General features: G+C 59.3%; 22 protein-coding genes and 1 pseudogene. 9 read left to right on the forward strand and 14 right to left on the reverse strand.

Going from position 1 to position 17,680, the window contains the following annotated elements; genetic code table 11:
• Window positions 1-52 precede the first annotated feature (52 nt).
• Complete coding sequence (locus tag JG739_RS21165; RefSeq protein ID WP_202363227.1) at window positions 53-649, forward strand: general stress protein; 597 nt, start codon at window positions 53-55, stop codon at window positions 647-649.
• A 313-nt stretch (window positions 650-962) separates the two neighbouring features.
• Here JG739_RS21165 and JG739_RS21170 read toward each other — a convergent pair whose 3' ends face one another.
• Both JG739_RS21170 and JG739_RS36400 read right to left on the reverse strand, forming a co-directional pair.
• Window positions 963-2,240, reverse strand: a complete 1,278-nt coding sequence (locus JG739_RS21170; protein WP_244749499.1) for a phospholipase D-like domain-containing protein — start codon at window positions 2,238-2,240, stop codon at window positions 963-965.
• A 159-nt stretch (window positions 2,241-2,399) separates the two neighbouring features.
• Entirely contained in the window at window positions 2,400-2,846 is a 447-nt protein-coding gene (locus JG739_RS36400; protein ID WP_202363228.1) for a hypothetical protein, read from the reverse strand.
• A 357-nt stretch (window positions 2,847-3,203) separates the two neighbouring features.
• Between JG739_RS36400 and JG739_RS36215 the strand changes: the two genes are divergently transcribed.
• The 3 genes from JG739_RS36215 (at window position 3,204) to JG739_RS36405 (ending at window position 3,975) form a co-directional block, all read left to right on the forward strand.
• On the forward strand, window positions 3,204-3,359 hold the full coding sequence (locus JG739_RS36215; RefSeq protein WP_366930523.1) for a hypothetical protein: 156 nt from the start codon (window positions 3,204-3,206) through the stop codon (window positions 3,357-3,359).
• 13 nt (window positions 3,360-3,372) lie between these two features.
• The gene (locus JG739_RS36220) at window positions 3,373-3,729 is read left to right on the forward strand and encodes a recombinase family protein (RefSeq protein WP_342216418.1); all 357 of its coding nucleotides are present in this window, start codon (window positions 3,373-3,375) and stop codon (window positions 3,727-3,729) included.
• A gap of 165 nt (window positions 3,730-3,894) precedes the next feature.
• Complete coding sequence (locus JG739_RS36405; RefSeq protein ID WP_446720572.1) at window positions 3,895-3,975, forward strand: hypothetical protein; 81 nt, start codon at window positions 3,895-3,897, stop codon at window positions 3,973-3,975.
• A gap of 520 nt (window positions 3,976-4,495) precedes the next feature.
• Here the strand turns inward: JG739_RS36405 and JG739_RS21190 are convergent.
• The 5 genes and pseudogenes from JG739_RS21190 to JG739_RS36230 form a co-directional block, all read right to left on the reverse strand.
• Window positions 4,496-4,951 carry a DUF2243 domain-containing protein gene (locus JG739_RS21190; RefSeq protein WP_202363229.1) on the reverse strand — a complete coding sequence of 152 codons (456 nt, stop codon included), beginning with the start codon at window positions 4,949-4,951 and terminating at the stop codon, window positions 4,496-4,498.
• Window positions 4,952-4,999: 48 nt separating this feature from the next.
• Window positions 5,000-5,509, reverse strand: a complete 510-nt coding sequence (locus JG739_RS21195; RefSeq protein WP_202363230.1) for a ferritin-like domain-containing protein — start codon at window positions 5,507-5,509, stop codon at window positions 5,000-5,002.
• 244 nt (window positions 5,510-5,753) lie between these two features.
• Complete coding sequence (locus JG739_RS21200; protein WP_202363231.1) at window positions 5,754-5,975, reverse strand: DUF768 domain-containing protein; 222 nt, start codon at window positions 5,973-5,975, stop codon at window positions 5,754-5,756.
• A gap of 52 nt (window positions 5,976-6,027) precedes the next feature.
• Window positions 6,028-6,402: a hypothetical protein gene (locus JG739_RS36225; protein WP_342216471.1), complete on the reverse strand. Its 375-nt coding sequence runs from the start codon at window positions 6,400-6,402 to the stop codon at window positions 6,028-6,030.
• 115 nt (window positions 6,403-6,517) lie between these two features.
• Window positions 6,518-6,871, reverse strand: a pseudogene (locus JG739_RS36230) (ATP-dependent DNA ligase); the annotation flags it as partial.
• A 161-nt stretch (window positions 6,872-7,032) separates the two neighbouring features.
• On the opposite strand from JG739_RS36230, the gene JG739_RS21210 reads away from it, so the two are divergent.
• On the forward strand, window positions 7,033-7,299 hold the full coding sequence (locus tag JG739_RS21210) for a DUF6894 family protein (protein WP_202363232.1): 267 nt from the start codon (window positions 7,033-7,035) through the stop codon (window positions 7,297-7,299).
• 88 nt (window positions 7,300-7,387) lie between these two features.
• Here the strand turns inward: JG739_RS21210 and JG739_RS21215 are convergent, their stop codons facing one another.
• Window positions 7,388-8,287 (reverse strand): class I SAM-dependent methyltransferase, encoded by a 900-nt coding sequence (locus tag JG739_RS21215; protein WP_244749500.1) that lies wholly within the window; start codon window positions 8,285-8,287, stop codon window positions 7,388-7,390.
• Between the two features lie 135 nt (window positions 8,288-8,422).
• Between JG739_RS21215 and JG739_RS21220 the strand changes: the two genes are divergently transcribed.
• Window positions 8,423-8,842 (forward strand): response regulator, encoded by a 420-nt coding sequence (locus tag JG739_RS21220; RefSeq protein WP_202363233.1) that lies wholly within the window; start codon window positions 8,423-8,425, stop codon window positions 8,840-8,842.
• Between the two features lie 647 nt (window positions 8,843-9,489).
• On the opposite strand, the gene JG739_RS21225 is transcribed toward JG739_RS21220, so the two are convergent.
• Together JG739_RS21225 and JG739_RS21230 are read right to left on the reverse strand one after the other, a co-directional pair.
• Window positions 9,490-9,954: a hypothetical protein gene (locus JG739_RS21225; RefSeq protein WP_202363234.1), complete on the reverse strand. Its 465-nt coding sequence runs from the start codon at window positions 9,952-9,954 to the stop codon at window positions 9,490-9,492.
• Between the two features lie 439 nt (window positions 9,955-10,393).
• Window positions 10,394-10,624: a hypothetical protein gene (locus tag JG739_RS21230; protein ID WP_202363235.1), complete on the reverse strand. Its 231-nt coding sequence runs from the start codon at window positions 10,622-10,624 to the stop codon at window positions 10,394-10,396.
• A 67-nt stretch (window positions 10,625-10,691) separates the two neighbouring features.
• Here JG739_RS21230 and JG739_RS21235 point away from each other — a divergent pair, with 67 nt between their 5' ends.
• The 3 genes from JG739_RS21235 (at window position 10,692) to JG739_RS21245 (ending at window position 12,578) form a co-directional block, all read left to right on the forward strand.
• Window positions 10,692-11,393 (forward strand): tyrosine-type recombinase/integrase, encoded by a 702-nt coding sequence (locus JG739_RS21235; protein ID WP_202363236.1) that lies wholly within the window; start codon window positions 10,692-10,694, stop codon window positions 11,391-11,393.
• Between the two features lie 44 nt (window positions 11,394-11,437).
• On the forward strand, window positions 11,438-11,707 hold the full coding sequence (locus JG739_RS21240) for a tyrosine-type recombinase/integrase (RefSeq protein WP_244749501.1): 270 nt from the start codon (window positions 11,438-11,440) through the stop codon (window positions 11,705-11,707).
• A 241-nt stretch (window positions 11,708-11,948) separates the two neighbouring features.
• Window positions 11,949-12,578: a hypothetical protein gene (locus JG739_RS21245; RefSeq protein ID WP_202363237.1), complete on the forward strand. Its 630-nt coding sequence runs from the start codon at window positions 11,949-11,951 to the stop codon at window positions 12,576-12,578.
• A gap of 259 nt (window positions 12,579-12,837) precedes the next feature.
• Here JG739_RS21245 and JG739_RS21250 read toward each other — a convergent pair whose 3' ends face one another.
• The 4 genes from JG739_RS21250 to JG739_RS21265 all read right to left on the reverse strand — a co-directional run bounded on the left by JG739_RS21250 (window position 12,838) and on the right by JG739_RS21265 (window position 17,575).
• Window positions 12,838-15,417 (reverse strand): bifunctional diguanylate cyclase/phosphodiesterase, encoded by a 2,580-nt coding sequence (locus JG739_RS21250; protein WP_202367561.1) that lies wholly within the window; start codon window positions 15,415-15,417, stop codon window positions 12,838-12,840.
• A 317-nt stretch (window positions 15,418-15,734) separates the two neighbouring features.
• A complete protein-coding gene (locus JG739_RS21255) occupies window positions 15,735-16,601 on the reverse strand; it encodes a class I SAM-dependent methyltransferase (RefSeq protein ID WP_202363238.1) in 867 nt (288 codons plus the stop codon).
• A 219-nt stretch (window positions 16,602-16,820) separates the two neighbouring features.
• Window positions 16,821-17,105, reverse strand: a complete 285-nt coding sequence (locus JG739_RS21260) for a type II toxin-antitoxin system RelE/ParE family toxin (protein WP_202363239.1) — start codon at window positions 17,103-17,105, stop codon at window positions 16,821-16,823.
• Window positions 17,102-17,575 (reverse strand): hypothetical protein, encoded by a 474-nt coding sequence (locus JG739_RS21265; RefSeq protein WP_202363240.1) that lies wholly within the window; start codon window positions 17,573-17,575, stop codon window positions 17,102-17,104. The genes JG739_RS21260 and JG739_RS21265 overlap by 4 nt, the downstream gene beginning before the upstream one ends.
• Between the last annotated feature and the right edge of the window lie 105 nt (window positions 17,576-17,680).

The following is a 17,680-nucleotide window of genomic DNA, read 5'->3' on the forward strand; positions in this document are numbered from 1 at the left end:
CGAGTTTACTGCTCGGACCGCCCGCATCCGCGGGTGGCAAAAAAGGTGAAGAATGAGAACGATCAGCGGGCTTTATGATACCTATGAACAGGCCACCCAGGCAGTCGAAGCTCTGGAGGATGCCGGGGTTTCAAGCAGCGACATCAGTCTTGTTGCACCGTCCGGAAGTGGGTCGGCAGAGATGCAGGATGCGGACGGAACAGTAGCCGGCGCGAGTGTTGGCGCTGCCGTCGGAGGTGTTGGGGGCCTGCTGGCCGGACTTGGCGCGTTTGCCATTCCGGGCATCGGTCCGGTTGTCGGCGTGGGGTGGCTGGCGACTACCCTGATTGGGGCCGCGGCCGGCGGAGCGGTGGGCGGCTTGCTCGGTTCCTTAACCGACGCAGGAATTGATGAGCACGACGCGCACGTTTACGCCGAGGGTATCAGACGGGGGAAGACCTTAGTGATTGCCCGCATTGATGAAGCTCAGGCGGATTCCGCGCAGGCCATATTGGGACAGGCGTCGGATGCAGCCGCACTGAGGCGCGAGTTTGAAGCTGACGGGTGGGTTGGCTTTGATGAATCGGCCGATCCATGGGATGAAGATGCTCGCAGCGAGTACCGACGTAGTCAGGACGAGGATCCGATCATCACCCCGTTCCCCCGATAAGGCCCAAACGAGCGTGAAGCCTGCCTTGTTATTGAGGCAGGCGTCCCCCGCTCCTCCCACATTGTGCCCCGGCCATCACTGCTGGGTCAAAGCACCGCGTTCCGGGCCTCGCAAACTGGTGCGTCCTGTACGGTTCGTCGTTGGCTGGATCGTGAAAAGGACATGTTCCGTGGCCGGTTCCTCGACCATGGCGCCACTTCCCCGGCCGGGGCGTACCGGTGGCAGGGGTCGCGTAAAACTGTGGCCGGCCCAAGCTAATCAGCCAAATGAACAGGAGCCGTGATCCTGACCGGAGGCGGAACGCCCGGAGCTCCTAAAGTTGAGCTCTCATCCAGCTCGCGATCCAGTCAGTGAATTTTTCACTGAGCGGTCGACTTTGCCATTCCTGAAGACTGATCTGCCGCGACCGTTTCAGATCGTCCTGAAAGATCGCAATCTGTTCGGCGGCGAACTCCTCCCCGTAAATATTGAGGTTAGCCTCGTCGTTGAGCCGTAGCGAACGCTCGTCGAGATTGGCCGATCCCATGGTTACCCAAGAGTCGTCCACGATCACGAGCTTGGGGTGATACATAGTCGGCTGGAATTCATGTATCCGCACACCGGAACGCAGCAGGTCGCCCCAGAAATAACGCGAACTCTTCCGCACGAGCGGCACATCGGTGTTCTCGCTGGGAACTATGATGTCGATCTCGACGCCGCGTGCCCGAGCCGCAAGCAACTGTGCGAGAGCAACATCATCGGGCACGAAATACGCCATGCCGATCCGGATGTGGCGTTCCGCCGCCGCCAACGCCATCAGCATCATCTGATGCATTGATACCGAACCTTCGGGCTGCGACGAAATGACGACCTGCGCCCCTAAAGAGCCGCCCTCGTCCTGGGCCGGGTAGAACTTGCTGCCCTGCAAGACCTCGCCCGTCCCTTCCAGCCAGTTATCGGCAAACGCTGCCTGCATTGCAGACACTGCCGGGCCGGTGACGCGATAGTGAGTGTCACGCCATTCGTCGGCGTTGCGTGCGTCACCCAGCCACTCGTCGCCAATTCCAACTCCGCCGGTGAACCCGACAGATCCATCAACGATGAGGAGCTTGCGGTGGGTGCGATTGGTCACCCGGTCGAGGGTGTACCAGTGGAGCGGCCGAAAGCGGTGAAACGAAACCCCGGCCTGCTGCATGATGTCGATGAGGCGTTGGTCGAACGGAATGCTCCCCACCCAATCGACGAGGACGCGAACTGGTACGCCCTCCCGCGCCTTGTCGGCGAGAGTGTTGGCGAAGTGCAAAGCGATCTCTCCGGACCAATATATGTAGGTTTCAAAGTTGACCGAGGACCGCGCTTCCCTGATTGCGCCGAGCATGGCCGGGAATATCTCATCACCATTTACAAGCGTTTCAACGCCATGTCCCCGGCGTACTTCGCCGCCGTAGACGGCCTCCATGGTCTCAAGGAACTGCGGGTCGGAAATGCCATAGGTATGTGGAATGGGTTGGCGTACTGCATGCTGCTCGGGAATGAGGTTGAGCGTAAGGACCAGCAACACGAAACCCAGGACGACCCCTATGGGAAGGCGAATGTCGAGCAGCCGTTTCACCTATCCCCCTCTTAGCTGCACGTGCATCCGCCGCGGATGCGCGGTGAGGCGCGCCTGCCTGTCATTTGGTCGACCTCTCCTGTCCTGCAAAATTCCCCGCTTCGAGCAACAAATGATGCCGGGTGAGAATGTAGAAGAGGCGACTTCGTTCCCCACCCTCTATTTCGCCAAGCGCAAGCACTGCCAGTACGACCAGCGAAGCAGTTCGAAAACAATCGTAGCCAAGCAAAAAACGGCTGTGATTACAATCACATAAGGCCACGCTACAATCAAATCCTGAAGCAGGCGGACATTCACCACCCACTCCGCCTGTGCGGAAAGGAACTCTGATGCAGGCGGGGCAAGCATGAAGCGGTTCTCGGTTGCGCTACTGCGGCTGATACGGATGACACCATTCCGGCCGTCGCTGGTCAGAACGGCAGCATCGAAAATCCTGCTCCTCGCCTTGCTGTGGAGTACCGTCCTGCCGCGGCTCTGATCCCATACGCCAGGAAGGCCCGCACCCACTCCGATGCCCAGGTGGCGCAGATCGCCGCCTCGATCCGAGAATTCGGCTGAACGAACCCGGTCATGGTGGATGGTAAGAACGGCATCATCGCTGGCCACGGCCGGAACACACATTGCGTGGTTAATGTTAGCTCGTTGCTGACGGAACGGCCGGGAGCAATTCCGTCTCGTGAACCGAGTTCGAATTGTGCAGGACTCGTTGCCTGCTCCACTACTAGTGGTGAAAGCCTGACGCTTGCTACCCGACGCGTAGGGCAGCTCAGGGTGCAACTTGCCGTATGGGGCGCCTATCGGGACGACGTAATCGCGGCAGGAAACGGACGTAGCCCCGCATATGCGCTGAGGCTCGCTCACTCTAGCGCCGGTCAGTCCGCTATAAAGCTTACGGGCGCACCTTAGCCGCCGCTCGCCTACTATCGAGTCTCCACACAGCGGCAAGGACGTTCTGGGCTGGGCATCGAGGCCCAGCGTGCCGCGGTCGCCCGCTTTGCCGAGGCCGAGGGAATGATCATCCTCCAGGAGTTCACCGAGATCGAAACCGGAAAGGGCGCGGATGCTCTTGATCGACGCCCACAACTGACAGCCGCCCCCCGCCCTTGCCCGCCAGACTAAATGCCCGGTGGTCGTGGCCAAGCTCGATCGCCTCTCTCGTGATGTCGCCTTCATTGCCGGACTGATGGTCCAGCGCGTTCCGTTCATCGTCGCCGAACTCGGCGCTGACGCCGACCCGTTTATGCTGCACCTTTACTCCGCTTTGGCCGAGAAGGAGCGTCGATTGATCTCGGAACGGACCAAGGCCGCCCTCGCCTCTCGCAAGATCAATGGAATGAAGCTCGGCAATCCGACCAACACAGGGGAAGCTGCCGCGAAAGGTCGGAAGATCTCGATCCGGGAGGCTGACAGATTTTCCCAGACCGTGCTGCCGATCATCGACTCTATCCAGCGCTCCGGCATCACCAGTGTGGCCTGGCCATTGCCCTGAACAGCCGGGGTGTGCGCACAGCGCGCGATGGTCAATGGCAGGTTTCGAACGTGCGCAACGTTCTCGCGCGGCAATCCCCTACTCCTTTTATAAGCGGAAACTGCCGTTCCTAGATCCGTCGTCGCCGCGGCTCTGGCGACGACCGCCGAGATCCCTGGCTCGGCGCTGCTTTTCCTCGGCCTATTCTCGCGCCTCGGCGCGCTGATGCTGTTCGGCATGGTTTCAGTGATCCAAATCTCTGTTTAGAAAACTTACAATGGGCGCCTTGCCACTTACCGTCGTGGCGCATATTCACCATCGCGACCGCCAACGAGCCGGCCTGGACGACAGGGCGAGTATCCCGATCAGGAGATCATTATGTGATTGGCGGCATTTAGTATGCTCTGCGTGACCTTGGGGGCCCGCAGATTGAGAAATAACTCCGTTTGCCTAAGATGTCACGCAGGGAGGGCGTCCGGCATGGCAAAGCGAATTCTCGGGCTGATTGGGATCGGTCTATTGATTCTCGTTATCTACGGCGTGATATCAGCCTTCAACGGATGAACCTCGAGCAACGTAATCTTCACCGTCGGCTTGCAGCGGCTGCAGTCGAATTTGAGCTTCAGCGGATCGGCGCCGCCGCCATAAACCATCATGAGGTTGGCGGAACGGCAGTGAGAACGAATAAAGGAACAGTTTCCTTGATCGTCAAGACCTACTGTGGGACCTATCCATCAATTCGACCAGGTGGAGGCCAGCGCTCCCGTTTGCCCCACCTTGACAAGGCCTAGCCACCAATCAGCATCAGCGCACCCCAAATCAGGAACCCGACGTCCCAGTAGATCCACTGGTCCCGCGGGACGGTTTCGTTGACATGGTGGATGCCGAGAAGCTGATGATCGACCACCCCCTCGACCAGGTTGAATATGCCGAAGCCCATGAGCATCGTCCCAAGCAACAACTTTCCTGACCACCAGAGATGAGATTTATGCCCAGCGCGCCAGAGCACGATGAGACCAAGCGCGACGAATAAGTATGTGCCGGCGTGGAACAGGCCATCGAGGAACGTGTTGAACCGAAGGTTCTCGACACTGTCGGCGGGATAGCCGGCGCTGGTCGCCATATGATGCCACTGGAGCAACTGATGCAGTACGATTCCATCGAAGAATCCGCCTAAGCCAAGTCCGAGCAGAATGCCTGCGGACGTCGGGAATCGGCGATGCTCCGAGGTCATCGTCGCCATCCCTTTTTCTCCTTAGGCAACCCAACTTCGGGCCAGCCAATATGCCCGTCACCGTTTCGCGCTGTCGGCGTCCCGCTCGTCGCGTCGGAGAAACTCGGTGGTGACCGTGCCGAGGTTGCTTTCCAGCCAGTCGGCCATCGCCTCCTCCTCGCGCAGATTTTGTTCGCAGACTCTCTGGGCCTCGGCATCGCCGACCTCGCCGGCTGCGGCGATGAGCATCTTGTAGCTGGCGATTTCCATATGCTCGAACGTGTAGCTGGCCAGCGATCCTTTCATCACCTCGTCGCCTGCAAACATGCCGCTGATGTTCTGTCCCATCGCGACTATCTTCCCGCCGGCATCTTTAAGCGTCGATGATCCTTCCCCCATCCGATCGAGGCATTGTTCGAGACGTTGTGCCTGTTGCCTCGTTTCATCGAGATGCATCCTCATCCGGTCGCGTAGCTCAGGATAGTTTTCAAGGCGCCCGATTTGGCCGCTCAACATCGTCTCGGCCTGTTCTTCCATGGCGTGAGCGTCGCGAAGCCACTGCGTCAGGCGTTCCTGGGAATCTGTCATGTCTGTCTCCGTTGGTCAGTATAGGTTTTACTGCCATCGCAACGCCGCCGCAGACCGTTAGTTCCGATCGCCCGCAAGCGAAGTCGGTACTCGCTCAAAGACGCAGACAAGGCGCCCTAGTCCTCATCCCAGAAGTCCTGAAGCGAAACATGACGCAGGTCTTCGGTGCTTCACGCAGGCTTTGATGCAGCCCTTTGAAGGCGACCATCGAGACGGTCGAACGGCTGCAAGGCCGCGATAGGGATCAGCCAACTACGCCCGCGTCATGATGAACGATCGCGTCCAGGATCGCCTCATGAACGCCGCCGGTGTCTTCCTCTATCTCGGTGCTGCTAATTCCGAGAGACTTGGCGTCGGCGAATAGTTTATGTGCCAGTTCACTGACCGAGATCACGTCGGCCCGCACGATAGCGGGCAGGTTGTTGCTAAGCCACTTATAAAAGAAGTTCGTGCCGCGTGTGCTCATGGGCCTGATAAGTCGCGCCAGATCAAAACGGTTCCATTAGCGAAAAGAAATATTAGCTTTCGTCACTGAAACTCAGCAGCGATGCATGGCGTATGTGGCTGTGGTCGCCGCGCAGATGCTTGATGCGCAGCCTGACGCCAGGCTTGACCCACTGCGTCGCCGGCCGCTTCTTCATGCCCCTTGGCGGCGGACCGGCGTGTTCCTGGACCCGCTTCCACAGCCGTTCGCGGATATCCAGCGGCAGGGTGATGAAGGCAGAGCCGACATATCGCCTTGTGTCGGGCTCGGCCAGCAGCGCAAACGCTGCCTTGCCGCTCTCGCGCTGCACTCCGAGCAGCTCGAGCTCGCTGACGACAAAGCTCTTGGTCTTCAGCCACTGCCTGGTTTCGCCGCTGCGGTACTGCTGCCGCGGCGCTTCGAGCGCCATGCCTTTCCATGCCTGCCTTGTCGATCAGATAGAACAGCGCATCCGATTCCCCCGGCATCGCCTCGCTGAACTGGATGCGCTCGCCCGGCCTGATCAGCCCGTGCAGGATATCGCGCCGCTCCTCGACGCCGAGGTCGCGCAGGTCCTGGCCGTTAAGGTGGAGCAGATCGAAGGCGACGAGATAGAGATCGTGCTGGCGCTGCGTGATTGCCCTGCGAAGCGCGGCAAAGTCTGGCAGGCCGGCTTCGTTGGTCACGATCGTCTCGCCGTCGATGATGGCGCTGCCGAGGCCGAGCGCCCTGGCGGCCTCGACCAGGTCGCGAAACTTGCTCGACCAGTCGATGCCGGTCCTGGTGTAGATGCGCACATCGTCGCCGTTGATGAAGATCTGCGAGCGGTAGCCGTCGAGCTTTACCTCGTGAATCCACTCGTCGCCCTCGGGTGGCTTGGGGACCAGTTTGGGCTCCATAGGCGGTATGAACTCGAGCCGGCCGGCGCCGGTACTTACAATTTTACGCACTCATAGGATCTATGTGGCCACGATATATTAGCCAGAGTGAACAGATCGTGATTCCGACAGGGGTTTGGCAAAATATCGGAAACAATCCGTTGAGTTGTGAGTTTGGGGAAATGCCGCGGTTTTTCTTCGACTTTGCCGATGCCGGCGCGACGTATCCAGACACTGAGGGTACCGAGCTGCCGAATGTCGAAGCTGCCAAGGCCGAGGCCGCAACGGCACTTGCGGAAATCGTAAGAGACCGTTCGAGAGACAGCATCTACCGCGAACTTGTAGTGACGGTTCGCAGCGAAATCGGCGAGATCCTGCTGCAGGTGGTCGCGAGATTTGAGATCGCTACTGTGCCGGCTAATACAGCGCCGACGCCCGGCCGGACCTGAAACCCTTCATCAAGCATCGATGCCCATCATCACCGGTTTCCGGCGCCTGGGCAAGATTCGGCAGCGTGCGCCAGATGTTGAGACCCATCTAGCGTGTGGCGAGAAGGACGTGACATTCCTGAGGAGACACGAGCTCTACGCCCGTTGCGTTTCCTCCTAGCGACAGCACGAGATCGCCCGTGATTGCATCGATCAGCGCGTCGCGCTTGTCGGCGTCCATGTCCGCAACCATGCCCGCTTGAGGCGTCGCCGAAAGCTGAAGGCGCACATAGTCGCGTGGCGATGGGAATCGCAGCATCTGGGTCACTGATGTCACAGTGACGTCCTTGAACCCGGCCGCGGAGACGAGATTCTCCAGCAGACTTCCGTCCGAAAGGGTGTGCTCAGATCGCTTGATCGAGGAGGCGCCGGGCGCAAGATACCGGTCCAGTGCATCGGCCAGGGCATGCGCGACGGGAGTTCGTTCGATTGCCGTGAAGACGCTAAGCGCGAGGCGTCCCCCCGGTGTGAGCACCCGGAACATCTCCGCCAACGCTCGGGCACGATCAGGGAAGAACTGCAGGCCTAGCTGGCAGAGGATCACATCGAAGGTGCCGTTCGGGAATGGCATCTGATGCACGCTAGCTTCGTGCCACTCAACCTTTGGACCCCCGTTCTGAGCGACAGCTCGTGCAACCGCCAACATGCTGGAGTTGAGGTCCAGTCCGACCACGCGTCCAGTGCCCATTTGTTCGGCGGCGAGTCTGGCAACCACACCGGTGCCGCACGCCACATCGAGCACTTGCTCGCCGGGGCGAGGCGCAGACCGTTTGACTAGGTCGGCTGCCCAGAGCGACGTGATAAGAGGGACAAGATATCGCTGATAGAGTTCTGCAGCGGTACCTTCCAACTGCCATTGCTCATCCGGTGCCATCACGTTTCCTTTTAGGAGATCGAGCCAGCGACGCGCGCGTCTCTTTAGGGTCAAAACGGGAAGAAAGGTGAGCATAACAAGTCCGCTTCTGGGCGGATAGCGCCGAAATGCACTGCGGTAGAGTCGATAGAGTGGCAGCGAGAGGTGTGGCCTTGGAACCAATCTGGCTCGTCACACGTATAAGTGTTTCGGCCTGTACGGAAACAGTTCATGGCAACCAGTGTCGTATTGCTCGTCGAAGACGAGGCGATGGTACTCTTGGACATAGAGGGAGCGCTAATTGAAGCAGGCTTTGATGTCATAGCCGTGACCAATGCGACCAAGGCGCTGGCCGAATTCGATCGCGACACGTCGCGGATCAATGCCGTCGTAACCGACATCAGGCTTGGCAGTGGCACCAACGGCTGGGAGCTCGCGCGCGACATCAGGGGGGCTGTACCGACAATGCCGATCATCTACCTGAGCGGCGATGGCGCGCTGGACTGGCATGCCGAGGGTGTGCCCGACAGCATTATGATTTCGAAGCCGTGCGTGATGGTCCAGATCATCACAGCGTTGGCGACTTTGCCGAATCAACAGGTCCCCATCGCTCGAAGAACCCCGCGTCCGGGAGGGCGGGACGCGGGCTGATCGGACGATGCGATCCGATCTCGCAGCACAGGGGAGATGCTGCAGGCGCCTAACTTTCTTCTCAGGGTTGTGTTCCATCCAGAAAAGCAAAAAGCCCGCCGGGCCGGTCGGCAGCGGGCAAATTGGGGTCAAAGTCGTGCCCCCCTGCTTCAATATGAAAGCCTTCTATGACTTGCACATCGGCCGATCGAATGAAATGCGCAGCGCCCGCTAGGTTTTCTTGCCTTTCCGGCTTGTCCGTTTCGATGCCGATGCCGCAGGAAGGGCACCCTTCAGTCGCTGCTCCCGGAGCCGAGCTGTTTTTGCTTCTCGTGCCGCGCGCTCGACCTCGATCAACTCCCGCGCAGAATCCGACGTTCGCTCCCGTCTGTCTTGTTTTTCTTTATCGGTGAAGGTTTGCCTTTCCCGCATTGTTGTCCTCGATCTGACGGAACGGCGCAGTGTTGCCGCCCCGAACGACCGTCGCCCACATCGTGTTCCATCCGGACGACAAAAAAAGCCCGCCGCACCTTTCGGCACGGCGGGCAGTCAGTCGTTCACCAGGCACGAGGAGTGGGACGGGGTGGTTGTGCCCGGATCGTAAGTAAATTTTACGCGCGCCGCCGGCGTGCGTCCACCAACCGGCAGTTGGCACCGGCGGGCTCGCTCTAAGGCGTCGACCTATTCTGTTCAGCCGCGACCTTGGCCGTGAGCGCCGCGATCTGATCGCGCAGGCGGCTCTGTTCAGCCTTCAAGTCTGTGATGAAATCCCTGCCGTTGCCGAGCGAGTTGGAAAACACCTGGAAATCCGACCGCTGCTGATCAAGCTGACGTTGGAGGTTGGTGACATCGCGCACCGCGTCATCGCGGAGGTTTTCGATGTCGTGACCCCTGGAGAGATTCCGCTCCATCCACTCGTTGCGATAGACCATGGCGTTCCGGATCGCGGCGACCGACTCATCGGTCCGCTTGCGGTCCTCGGTGCCGCGATCAGCGCGCCAGTCCATTTCCTGCCGGGAAACGGTATTGGCCGCCAGCGCCTGGATGGTCTTGTTGGTTTCACTGGAGAGCATTTGAATCGACTGGACCAGTTCGGTGTTTCTCGCCTTGAGGTCGTTTGTGGATTCCCGCATCGGCCAGTAGGCCAACGCGCCGACGGCGAGGATGACGCTGAGGCCGAAGCCGAGCGCCTGGTAATGCGGTCGATTGCGCTCGGCCAGGGTTGTCGATAGCGAGGCGATAGATTGGCGCGTCTCGTTTGTCGACGCAGCAGGCGTACTGCCAAGCTGGCGGCGGCGAGTAGCATGGCGACTAGTTCCCAGTTAATCCGGTAGGTCATCGATCGTCTGCCGACATATCCGCGCCATTGCCTGGACAGCCGCCAAGGCTGCCTTTGTGCGTTTGGTCCTGCCTCCGTTGCGATAGTTGCCGTTCCGCTTGCCTTCAGGTGCGCCACCGCCCGCACCGTGCATGCGGCAGACTGCTCTGCCCCTCACCGCTGGCGATCGACACTGGCAACCCGTCCGCTTCGACCGAGCATGACACCGAGGCGCTAGGTTCATGAGGTTGACGTTATTTTTTCCCGCCACCCTGCCCCCCATGCGAGACATTGCCGACAATAGCTTGGCCGCCTTCGTTCACCGTGACGTGCTTCACGGTGACGTGCTGCTGGCCGCCCGTGCGGTATTTCTTTAGGGCTTCCACCTGGGCCGCGAATGTCCTGGCGAGCTTGTTGAAAGCACGTTCGGCGCTGTCTTGCTGCGGGATAGTTTCGCAATGAGCAAGGCGGCGGGCGAACGTCATCGTTGCCGATGCAGGGGGGAACCGTCGCGCCAAGCAGTTCGACAAGCGCAAGGACGCAGATGCCTATTTGGTCAAGGTCCGGCGCGACCTGCAACTTGGCGTTCACGTCGCTGACAGCGCCTCGATCACGATCAAAGAGGCAGCTAAGCTCTGGCTGGAAAGGTGCGACGCAGAGGGCCTTGAGCGCTCGACGCGCGCGGCCTACGCCCAGCATGTGAACATCCACATCGTGCAGCTGATCGGCGCGAGGAAGCTTTCGCAGTTCAATACACCACACGTCCATGCCTTCGCCGACGAACTGGCCAAGGATCGGTCACCGGCCATGGTCAAACGCATCGTGCGTTCGCTTGGGGCAATCTTCGTCGACGCAAGGCGGCGCGGTTTGGCGGCGACCAATCCGGTGTCGGATGCCAAGGTTAAGACGAACGATCGGCGGAAGTCCAAGCGGCCAGAGATCCCGACTAAGGCAGAATTGCGAGTCATACTCGACGCCGCACAGGGCAAGCATCGCGCGCTAATCGTCACGGCGCTGTTCAGCGGCCTGCGCGCCTCCGAGTTGCGCGGCCTTAGATGGAACGCCGTCGACCTGAAACGCGGCGTTCTCACGGTGAAGGGCCGGGTCGACGCATGGGGTGATTTTGGCCTGCCGAAAACGTCGGCCGGCGAGCGCGACGTTCCATTGGCGCCGATGGCAATCAACGCCCTGAAGCAGCAGCGCCTCTCAATCGCGAATGGCCCCGATGGTCTGGTGTTTCCGTCGGACGAGTGAACTCCCCTCGACCACATAACATTCTTGCGCGCGTCTGGACGCCCTTGCTTGTCAGTGCCGGGCTCTTCCGCCTTCATGCGACCAGGAGCGATGCGGAGGGCAATCCGCTCAAAATCGCCAAGTACAACTTTCATGCCCTGCGTCATGCGGCGGCGAGCCTGTTCATCGAACAAAAGCTTTCACCGAAGCGCGTCCAGACGATCATGGGGCATAGCTCGATCACGGTGACGTTCGACACATACGGCCATCTTTTCGAAGACGACGCCGCCGATCAGACGGCAGTTGCCGAGATCGAGGCCCGGCTATTTTCGTAGTGAAGACTGCAACACGACTGCAACACAAGGCGAAATTTCCTAGCAAAACAACGGATCAATTTGTCTCTGACTCCGTTAGTCCTGGTTCGAATCCAGGTTCCCCAGCCAAGATTCACTGCGCCTACCGGTATGGTCTCAAAATAATTTCTCTTAATCATCAAGCAGTGGAATAACGTAAGCGAGCGCTTGCGTCTGCGGCGATCTTACGCAATGCTCTCATTGGCCTTGGGAGGGCTTGGGGATGAAATATAGAACGGTGGTCGTTTTGACGGCCGCATTTGCGCTTGCTGGTTGCCAGTATAAGGCTGAGCCATTGCCAATTGCGGCATACAACGTCTATTCAAGTTACGGAGAAAGACTGCCTGGAAAATATTTACTGTTTGTCGACTCTACGGCGCTGAATAGGTCGGTCAAGCCCTCAGATTTAAATTGCGCCGCTCACAGTTATCCGATCGACATGCGAAGCGGGTTCTCTGGATCCGTTCGCAAGACACTCGAATCTCTGGTTACAGAGCTCGAAGTGGTCGACCAACCAGTAGATGCCGCTGGCCTCACCGAGCGCAAAAGTCGAGGAATGATCGTGGTGAAAGGCGAAGAATTGAACGCCCGGCTTCGGGTCGTGCCGGGCTTTTGGTCTGCCGGCATAGAAACCAATGTCGATCTGGTTGCTTCGATAACTCTTGATGGCCGCAAAGGTCGATTGCTTGGCTCAACCGTGGAAGGCCAAGGCAACGCTCAAGGCGATGCTGGTGTCGTTTGCGAGGGTGGCGCCAAATCGCTGACGGATTCTGCGGAAAAGGCACTGAAACAAGCCGTAGGTCGTCTTGGCGAAGCCCTGACCAATTCGGAACGGGTTCGCAGCGGCGTTTGACGAATTGGACCCGTCGGCCCTTTGCCTTGCCGGAAGCCGCCAGGCTGACCGATGGTGCACCCGTAGGCTTGGGTCCCTCCCCAGGTTCGCTTCGTTTACCTGGTGTCCTGACCGTCTGTCGTTGCTTTGCGCCATCACTCCGCTCTCCGCAGCTGGCACTCATTGCCCACAACAACGCTGATTTGGCCGCTCTGTATCAGTGGGGGTGCGGACTTTGATCGAGCCGCCTCCCTGCCTGCCCCGAGGCGGACGTCGACAGTCAGCTGGCCGTGCGCAGGCGCCGAGAGCGAACGAAGGCCTTTAGTCCGTCGGCATCCAACGCATGCCCGAAGGCATAGCCCTGCAGTATGTCGCAGCCCAAGGTCTTGAGTGTCTGTGCGTGCTCCATCGTCTCGACACCCTCGGCTACGACCTCGATGCCCAGGGATTTGCCGATTTCAATGATCGACGAGACGACCTGCCTTCGTTGCGGCGATTTGACAATTGGAATGACCAGTTGGCGATCTATCTTCAGCCGGCGAGGCTGCAGCTTGAGCAAGCTGACTATAGAGGCATAGCCCGTGCCAAAATCGTCTATTTCTACGTCAATGCCGAGATCTTTTATCTGCTCAAGATTCCAGGTAACAAAATCGTCATTCTCGTCAAGGAAAATTGACTCAACGAGCTCGAAGGAAAGTGTTCCCTTCTTGATATTTAGTTCCCTAAGACTCTTTATGAGTTCCTCATCCTGAAGGCGACGTGCCGAAACGTTGACTGACACCCGCGGAATGTGAAGATTGGCGGCTGTCCACCCTTCGAGATCCAAAAGCGATTGCTCTAATATGTTTCGATCGATGATCGAGACGACATTCAATTCTTCCGCAATCCTTAGGAAGACGTCGGGCGCCAAAATACCCTTCTCCGGATGCCTCCATCGCGCCAGCGCCTCAACCCCGACGATTTCAAGCGTTTTTGCGTCAAATTGCGGCTGGTAGAAGGGAATGAACTCGTTGCGCTCAAGGCCACCGAGAATTTCGTCGGCTATCCGTTTTGTGTCGACGATCTCGCTTTGCATCGCCTCGGTGAAGAACTCGTATCGATTGCGCCCACGACTCTTTGCCCGGTAAAGCGCGATGTCAGCGTTGACCAGCAGGTGTTTGGCTTCGACATCTTTTCCGTTATCGACTGCAATTCCAACGCTCACGCCGAAACGGCATCGATGGCCCTGATAGTAGACCGGTTCTCGCATCTGGCTGATGACGCGGTCAGCGAGCAGCGCCAGTTGCTCGATATCGTCATCCACCACGCACAGGACGATGAATTCGTCTCCTCCGATCCGAGCAACAAAACCCTCACCGTCGACCTTGGATCGGAGGACGGTCGAGGCGTGAACAAGCATTGCGTCGCCTGCGGCGTGGCCAAGCGTGTCGTTGATGTGCTTGAACCGATCCAGATCTATGTGAAGCAGCGCCGCAAACAAGCCGGCGCGCCTAGCGTCTGCCGCGTAGTCTTCCAGCACCTGGTCGAGGTAACGCCGGTTGGGCAGACCGGTCAGCGAATCGTGGAGCGCAATGTGCTCTATGCGCGCCTTGGCCGATTCGAGTTCTGCATTTTTCGACTCGGAAAGTTGTTTTGCGCGAACCAGGTCCTTATTCAGCAGGACATCGGCTGTCACATCCCATTCGGCGCCGATCATTTTTGGGGTGTCGTTCGCGCCCCGGTAAATTATCGCCTTGGATCGGACATGACGAATCTCGCCATCCGGCCGAATAATCCGGTACTCCGACAAATATGGCCCGCCGCCGGCCAGCGCGCGGTCGAAATCAGCGTGGGCGGCAGCCAGATCATCCGGGTGGATTGCTCCCGCCCAGTCCAGGTAGCCGCGGCCCTCCCCAGTTGGTTTGCCATATATTTCGTTGACGCGGTCGTCCCACGTAAGTTCGTTGGTCGCGAGATCGTGTTCCCAAACGCCAATGGCCGACGCTTCCAGAGCGAGTTCCAGTCGTCTCGACAAGCGACTCAGTTCCGCATAATTGCGCTGTCTCTCGCCAATCAGGCGACCCGTAACCAGGAATGGGATCACAACCAACGCCCCGGCCACCGCCATCATGGCGCGCAGGAACCAGGCGTTGTCGGGCGTCGAAGGCCAGCCGTTTTTTGGAATGGCAGCGATCCGCCACGAACCGGACGGGAGCAGAACGTCGGCTGTCACCGGATTGCTTTTGGCGACGCGCTCATTGCCGAAGAATTGCTCTCCACCTGGACCGAGAGCGTCCTTACCGATCAGCGCTATGTCGATCCCCAGATCAGCGTCAAGCAGGCCGCTCGCCTTATAAAGGCGCTGGACGTCGACAACGGCCGAAATGATGCCCCAGAACCTTTCGGTGTTGCCGGCACTGCGTACAAAAACTGGGATACGACCGACGAAGCCCTGCCCTCCCTGCCTCAAGTCGACGGGTCCGGCAAGAATCAGTTCGCGCTCGTCTCGCGCCCTTAGCGCGGCCACACGCTGGCGCTCGTCCTTGCGATAATCGAGGCCTATCGCCTTCTCGTTGCCGTCCATCGGGTACATCAGGGAAATGACCAGATCGGGCGCGCCGGCAATATTCTTCAGTTGCGAGCCCCTGCCAAACAGGTTGCTCGCCAGCGAGGCGAAACGTTGCTGTCCCATATAGGGCTCGGTCACGATCGTCGCGACCAGTCCCTGCACCAGTTGAAGGTTTCCGTTGATGTTGCCTTCAAGCTTGGCGCGGATAAGATTGACCTTGGCCAGGACATCGGCACGGACGGCTTGATCCGAGACGATTTTGTTCTGGTGGTCCGCGAACGCCGCGCCAACGGCAATAACGATCATAGCCATTGCCGCCGGGATATTTGCCGACGAGAAAACGGCCTTCTTGATACCGCCGAACCTGGCGCGGAAAAGAGCCAATAGGCGATTCCTCAGCTGCTATTCAGGTTCTGGCCAACCCGACCAAGGTATATTAGCTGTCAATGTTTAATTTTGACCTTCACGGGCCAAAATTTTTGCACGCTCCTACTGCCTGAGGCTTCTGTCCCGCCTTGGGAAACGAAGGCAGGGTGGCATGTGGCTAATCCTCAGCGTCAGATCGTGGCTGCAAGCCGGCCGGCAGCGACGGTCAGCCAGAGAATCAAATCCTCAGCGCAGGAGAAACCCTAGTGGCCCTCAATCGCCTTGGGGGTAACCAGGTAGGGTATCTTGCCGACGCTACGCTTCGTCGCGCCAATGGAATAGGCCATTGGGATCTTGGGAGAGTTTTCTGGCAAGCCGTACATATCCTTGCCGGCCCTCACGGCAAATGAAAAGTGCTGCCACGAAACCGTGTCATGCTCATTGAGAAAATCCAGCGTCAGCCCAGCTGAAATCAGCGCGTTCACCACGTCGCTGACCGGATGAATCCACTCATAGTAGCGCGGATGTTTCAAGATGCGGTCGTCGCCGGTATAGGTGAGTTCCTCGTTCCATGCGAGTGGACGAGCTATTGGCGTTCGCCAGTCATGCTTGAACTCCAGCGCCGCAGCCTTGCGGTCACACTGGAACATCAATGGATGGCCCTCGGCGAGATAGAGCCGGCCGCCGGGCCGCAGGAGATCGGCAACCACCCGCGCCCAGCGGAACACGTCGTCAAGCCAGTTTACCGAACCCCAGGTAACGTAAGCGATGTCAAAGGTTCGGCCAAGCGCTTCGACTGCCTCGAACAGTGGCGCCTCCACGAAGCGCACGTCAGTGCCTGCCTTTGCTGCAAAATCCCGCGCCGCTGCGATCGCCGTCGGTGAGAAGTCGAGGCCGGTCACGCTGCCCGCGCCCAGGTTCTTCAAGCTGATCGTGTCGAGCCCGATATGGCATTGCAGATGGACGATATCCTTGCCGATGATATCGCCGACCTCGCGCGTTTCCAGCTCGTAGAGATTGGATCCACCAGCCAGGACATTTTCTATGTGGTAGCTGCCCGTCGTGTCGGTCGAATGCAGCTCGGCCCGATCATCCCAATTAAGGCGGTTCGCCCCCAGAAACGGTTCCAAATTGCCCCCCTAAAAAATCCCTGCCGAAACCAATGTATGGTAAACAGAACGTTAATATACCTTGCAGCTAAAGTGTCGCGCGTCAATCCGTGGCGGGCCGGTGCGCGATGACCGCAGGTCAGGCTGTTCAAGGCGGAGGTGTCGATCAGGTGTCAGTGCAGAACGAACGTGCAATCAGGCCCGCATGAGGTTGTGCGGCCAATCGGGCTGCGTCGACGGTCAGATCCTTGGCGGCCACCGCTGAGCCCCATGGAGAACGCGCACGATCAGTACCGTCTCGCCTGCCGCGTAGACGACGATGAATGGTGTTCGGGCTACGACCAGTTCGCGCGTTCCCTCCAGCCTTCCCTCCCGGCCGGAAAGCGCAAACCTGCAAAGTCGTTGGACCTGTCGCTCGATCTCGTCGCGCACACCGATCGCCGCCATCACGTCGTCACGCGCAATATAGTCGGTGATTGAATCCAGGTCCGCTTCGGCATCCTGCGACCAGACCAGCCGCTTCACCCGGCCTGCCCGGCCCGCGCCAGCATCTCAGTCCGCTTCTTCTGCCAACGCTTTCGGTGATCCTCGTCGGACACGAGGCCGACCGTGCCCGCCGCGATGCCATCCAGCGTCTTTCCCACCTCGGAACGGAACCAGGCGTCATGCTCGGCCGCCTCGCGCTGCCGGAGCAGCCGCTCGGCCTGGTCGGGCCGCTTGCGCTCGACCGCATCGGGGTCGTAGTCGGCCGTATCCACCTCGAAGCGCGGGACACCCAGTTCCTCGCGCACGAAAGCCGCTGCCGTGTTGAGGTTACGCCACAGACGCGGCCTCCGTGCCCGCTGCGCCGAGATCGCCCGCTCCATGGCGCCATAGCGCACCAGCACCGCCCATCCGCCCGGCTGGCCCAGCACCACCGCGCCCTGGATCGCCTGCGCGTCCACGAGGCTCTTGACGGCCTTGCCGTCGATAATGTCGGGTGGGACGTGTGGCATGCGTCATCACCTTTTTAAGTGAGTGTTGCACTATTATTTAGAAACTGCACGTGGATTTCCAGTAGAATCGCACGCTCGCGTGTGACAATGACCGCGCTCATGCCC

Origin of the sequence: Mesorhizobium sp. L-2-11 (assembly GCF_016756595.1) — a bacterium.
Lineage (GTDB): Bacteria > Pseudomonadota > Alphaproteobacteria > Rhizobiales > Rhizobiaceae > Mesorhizobium.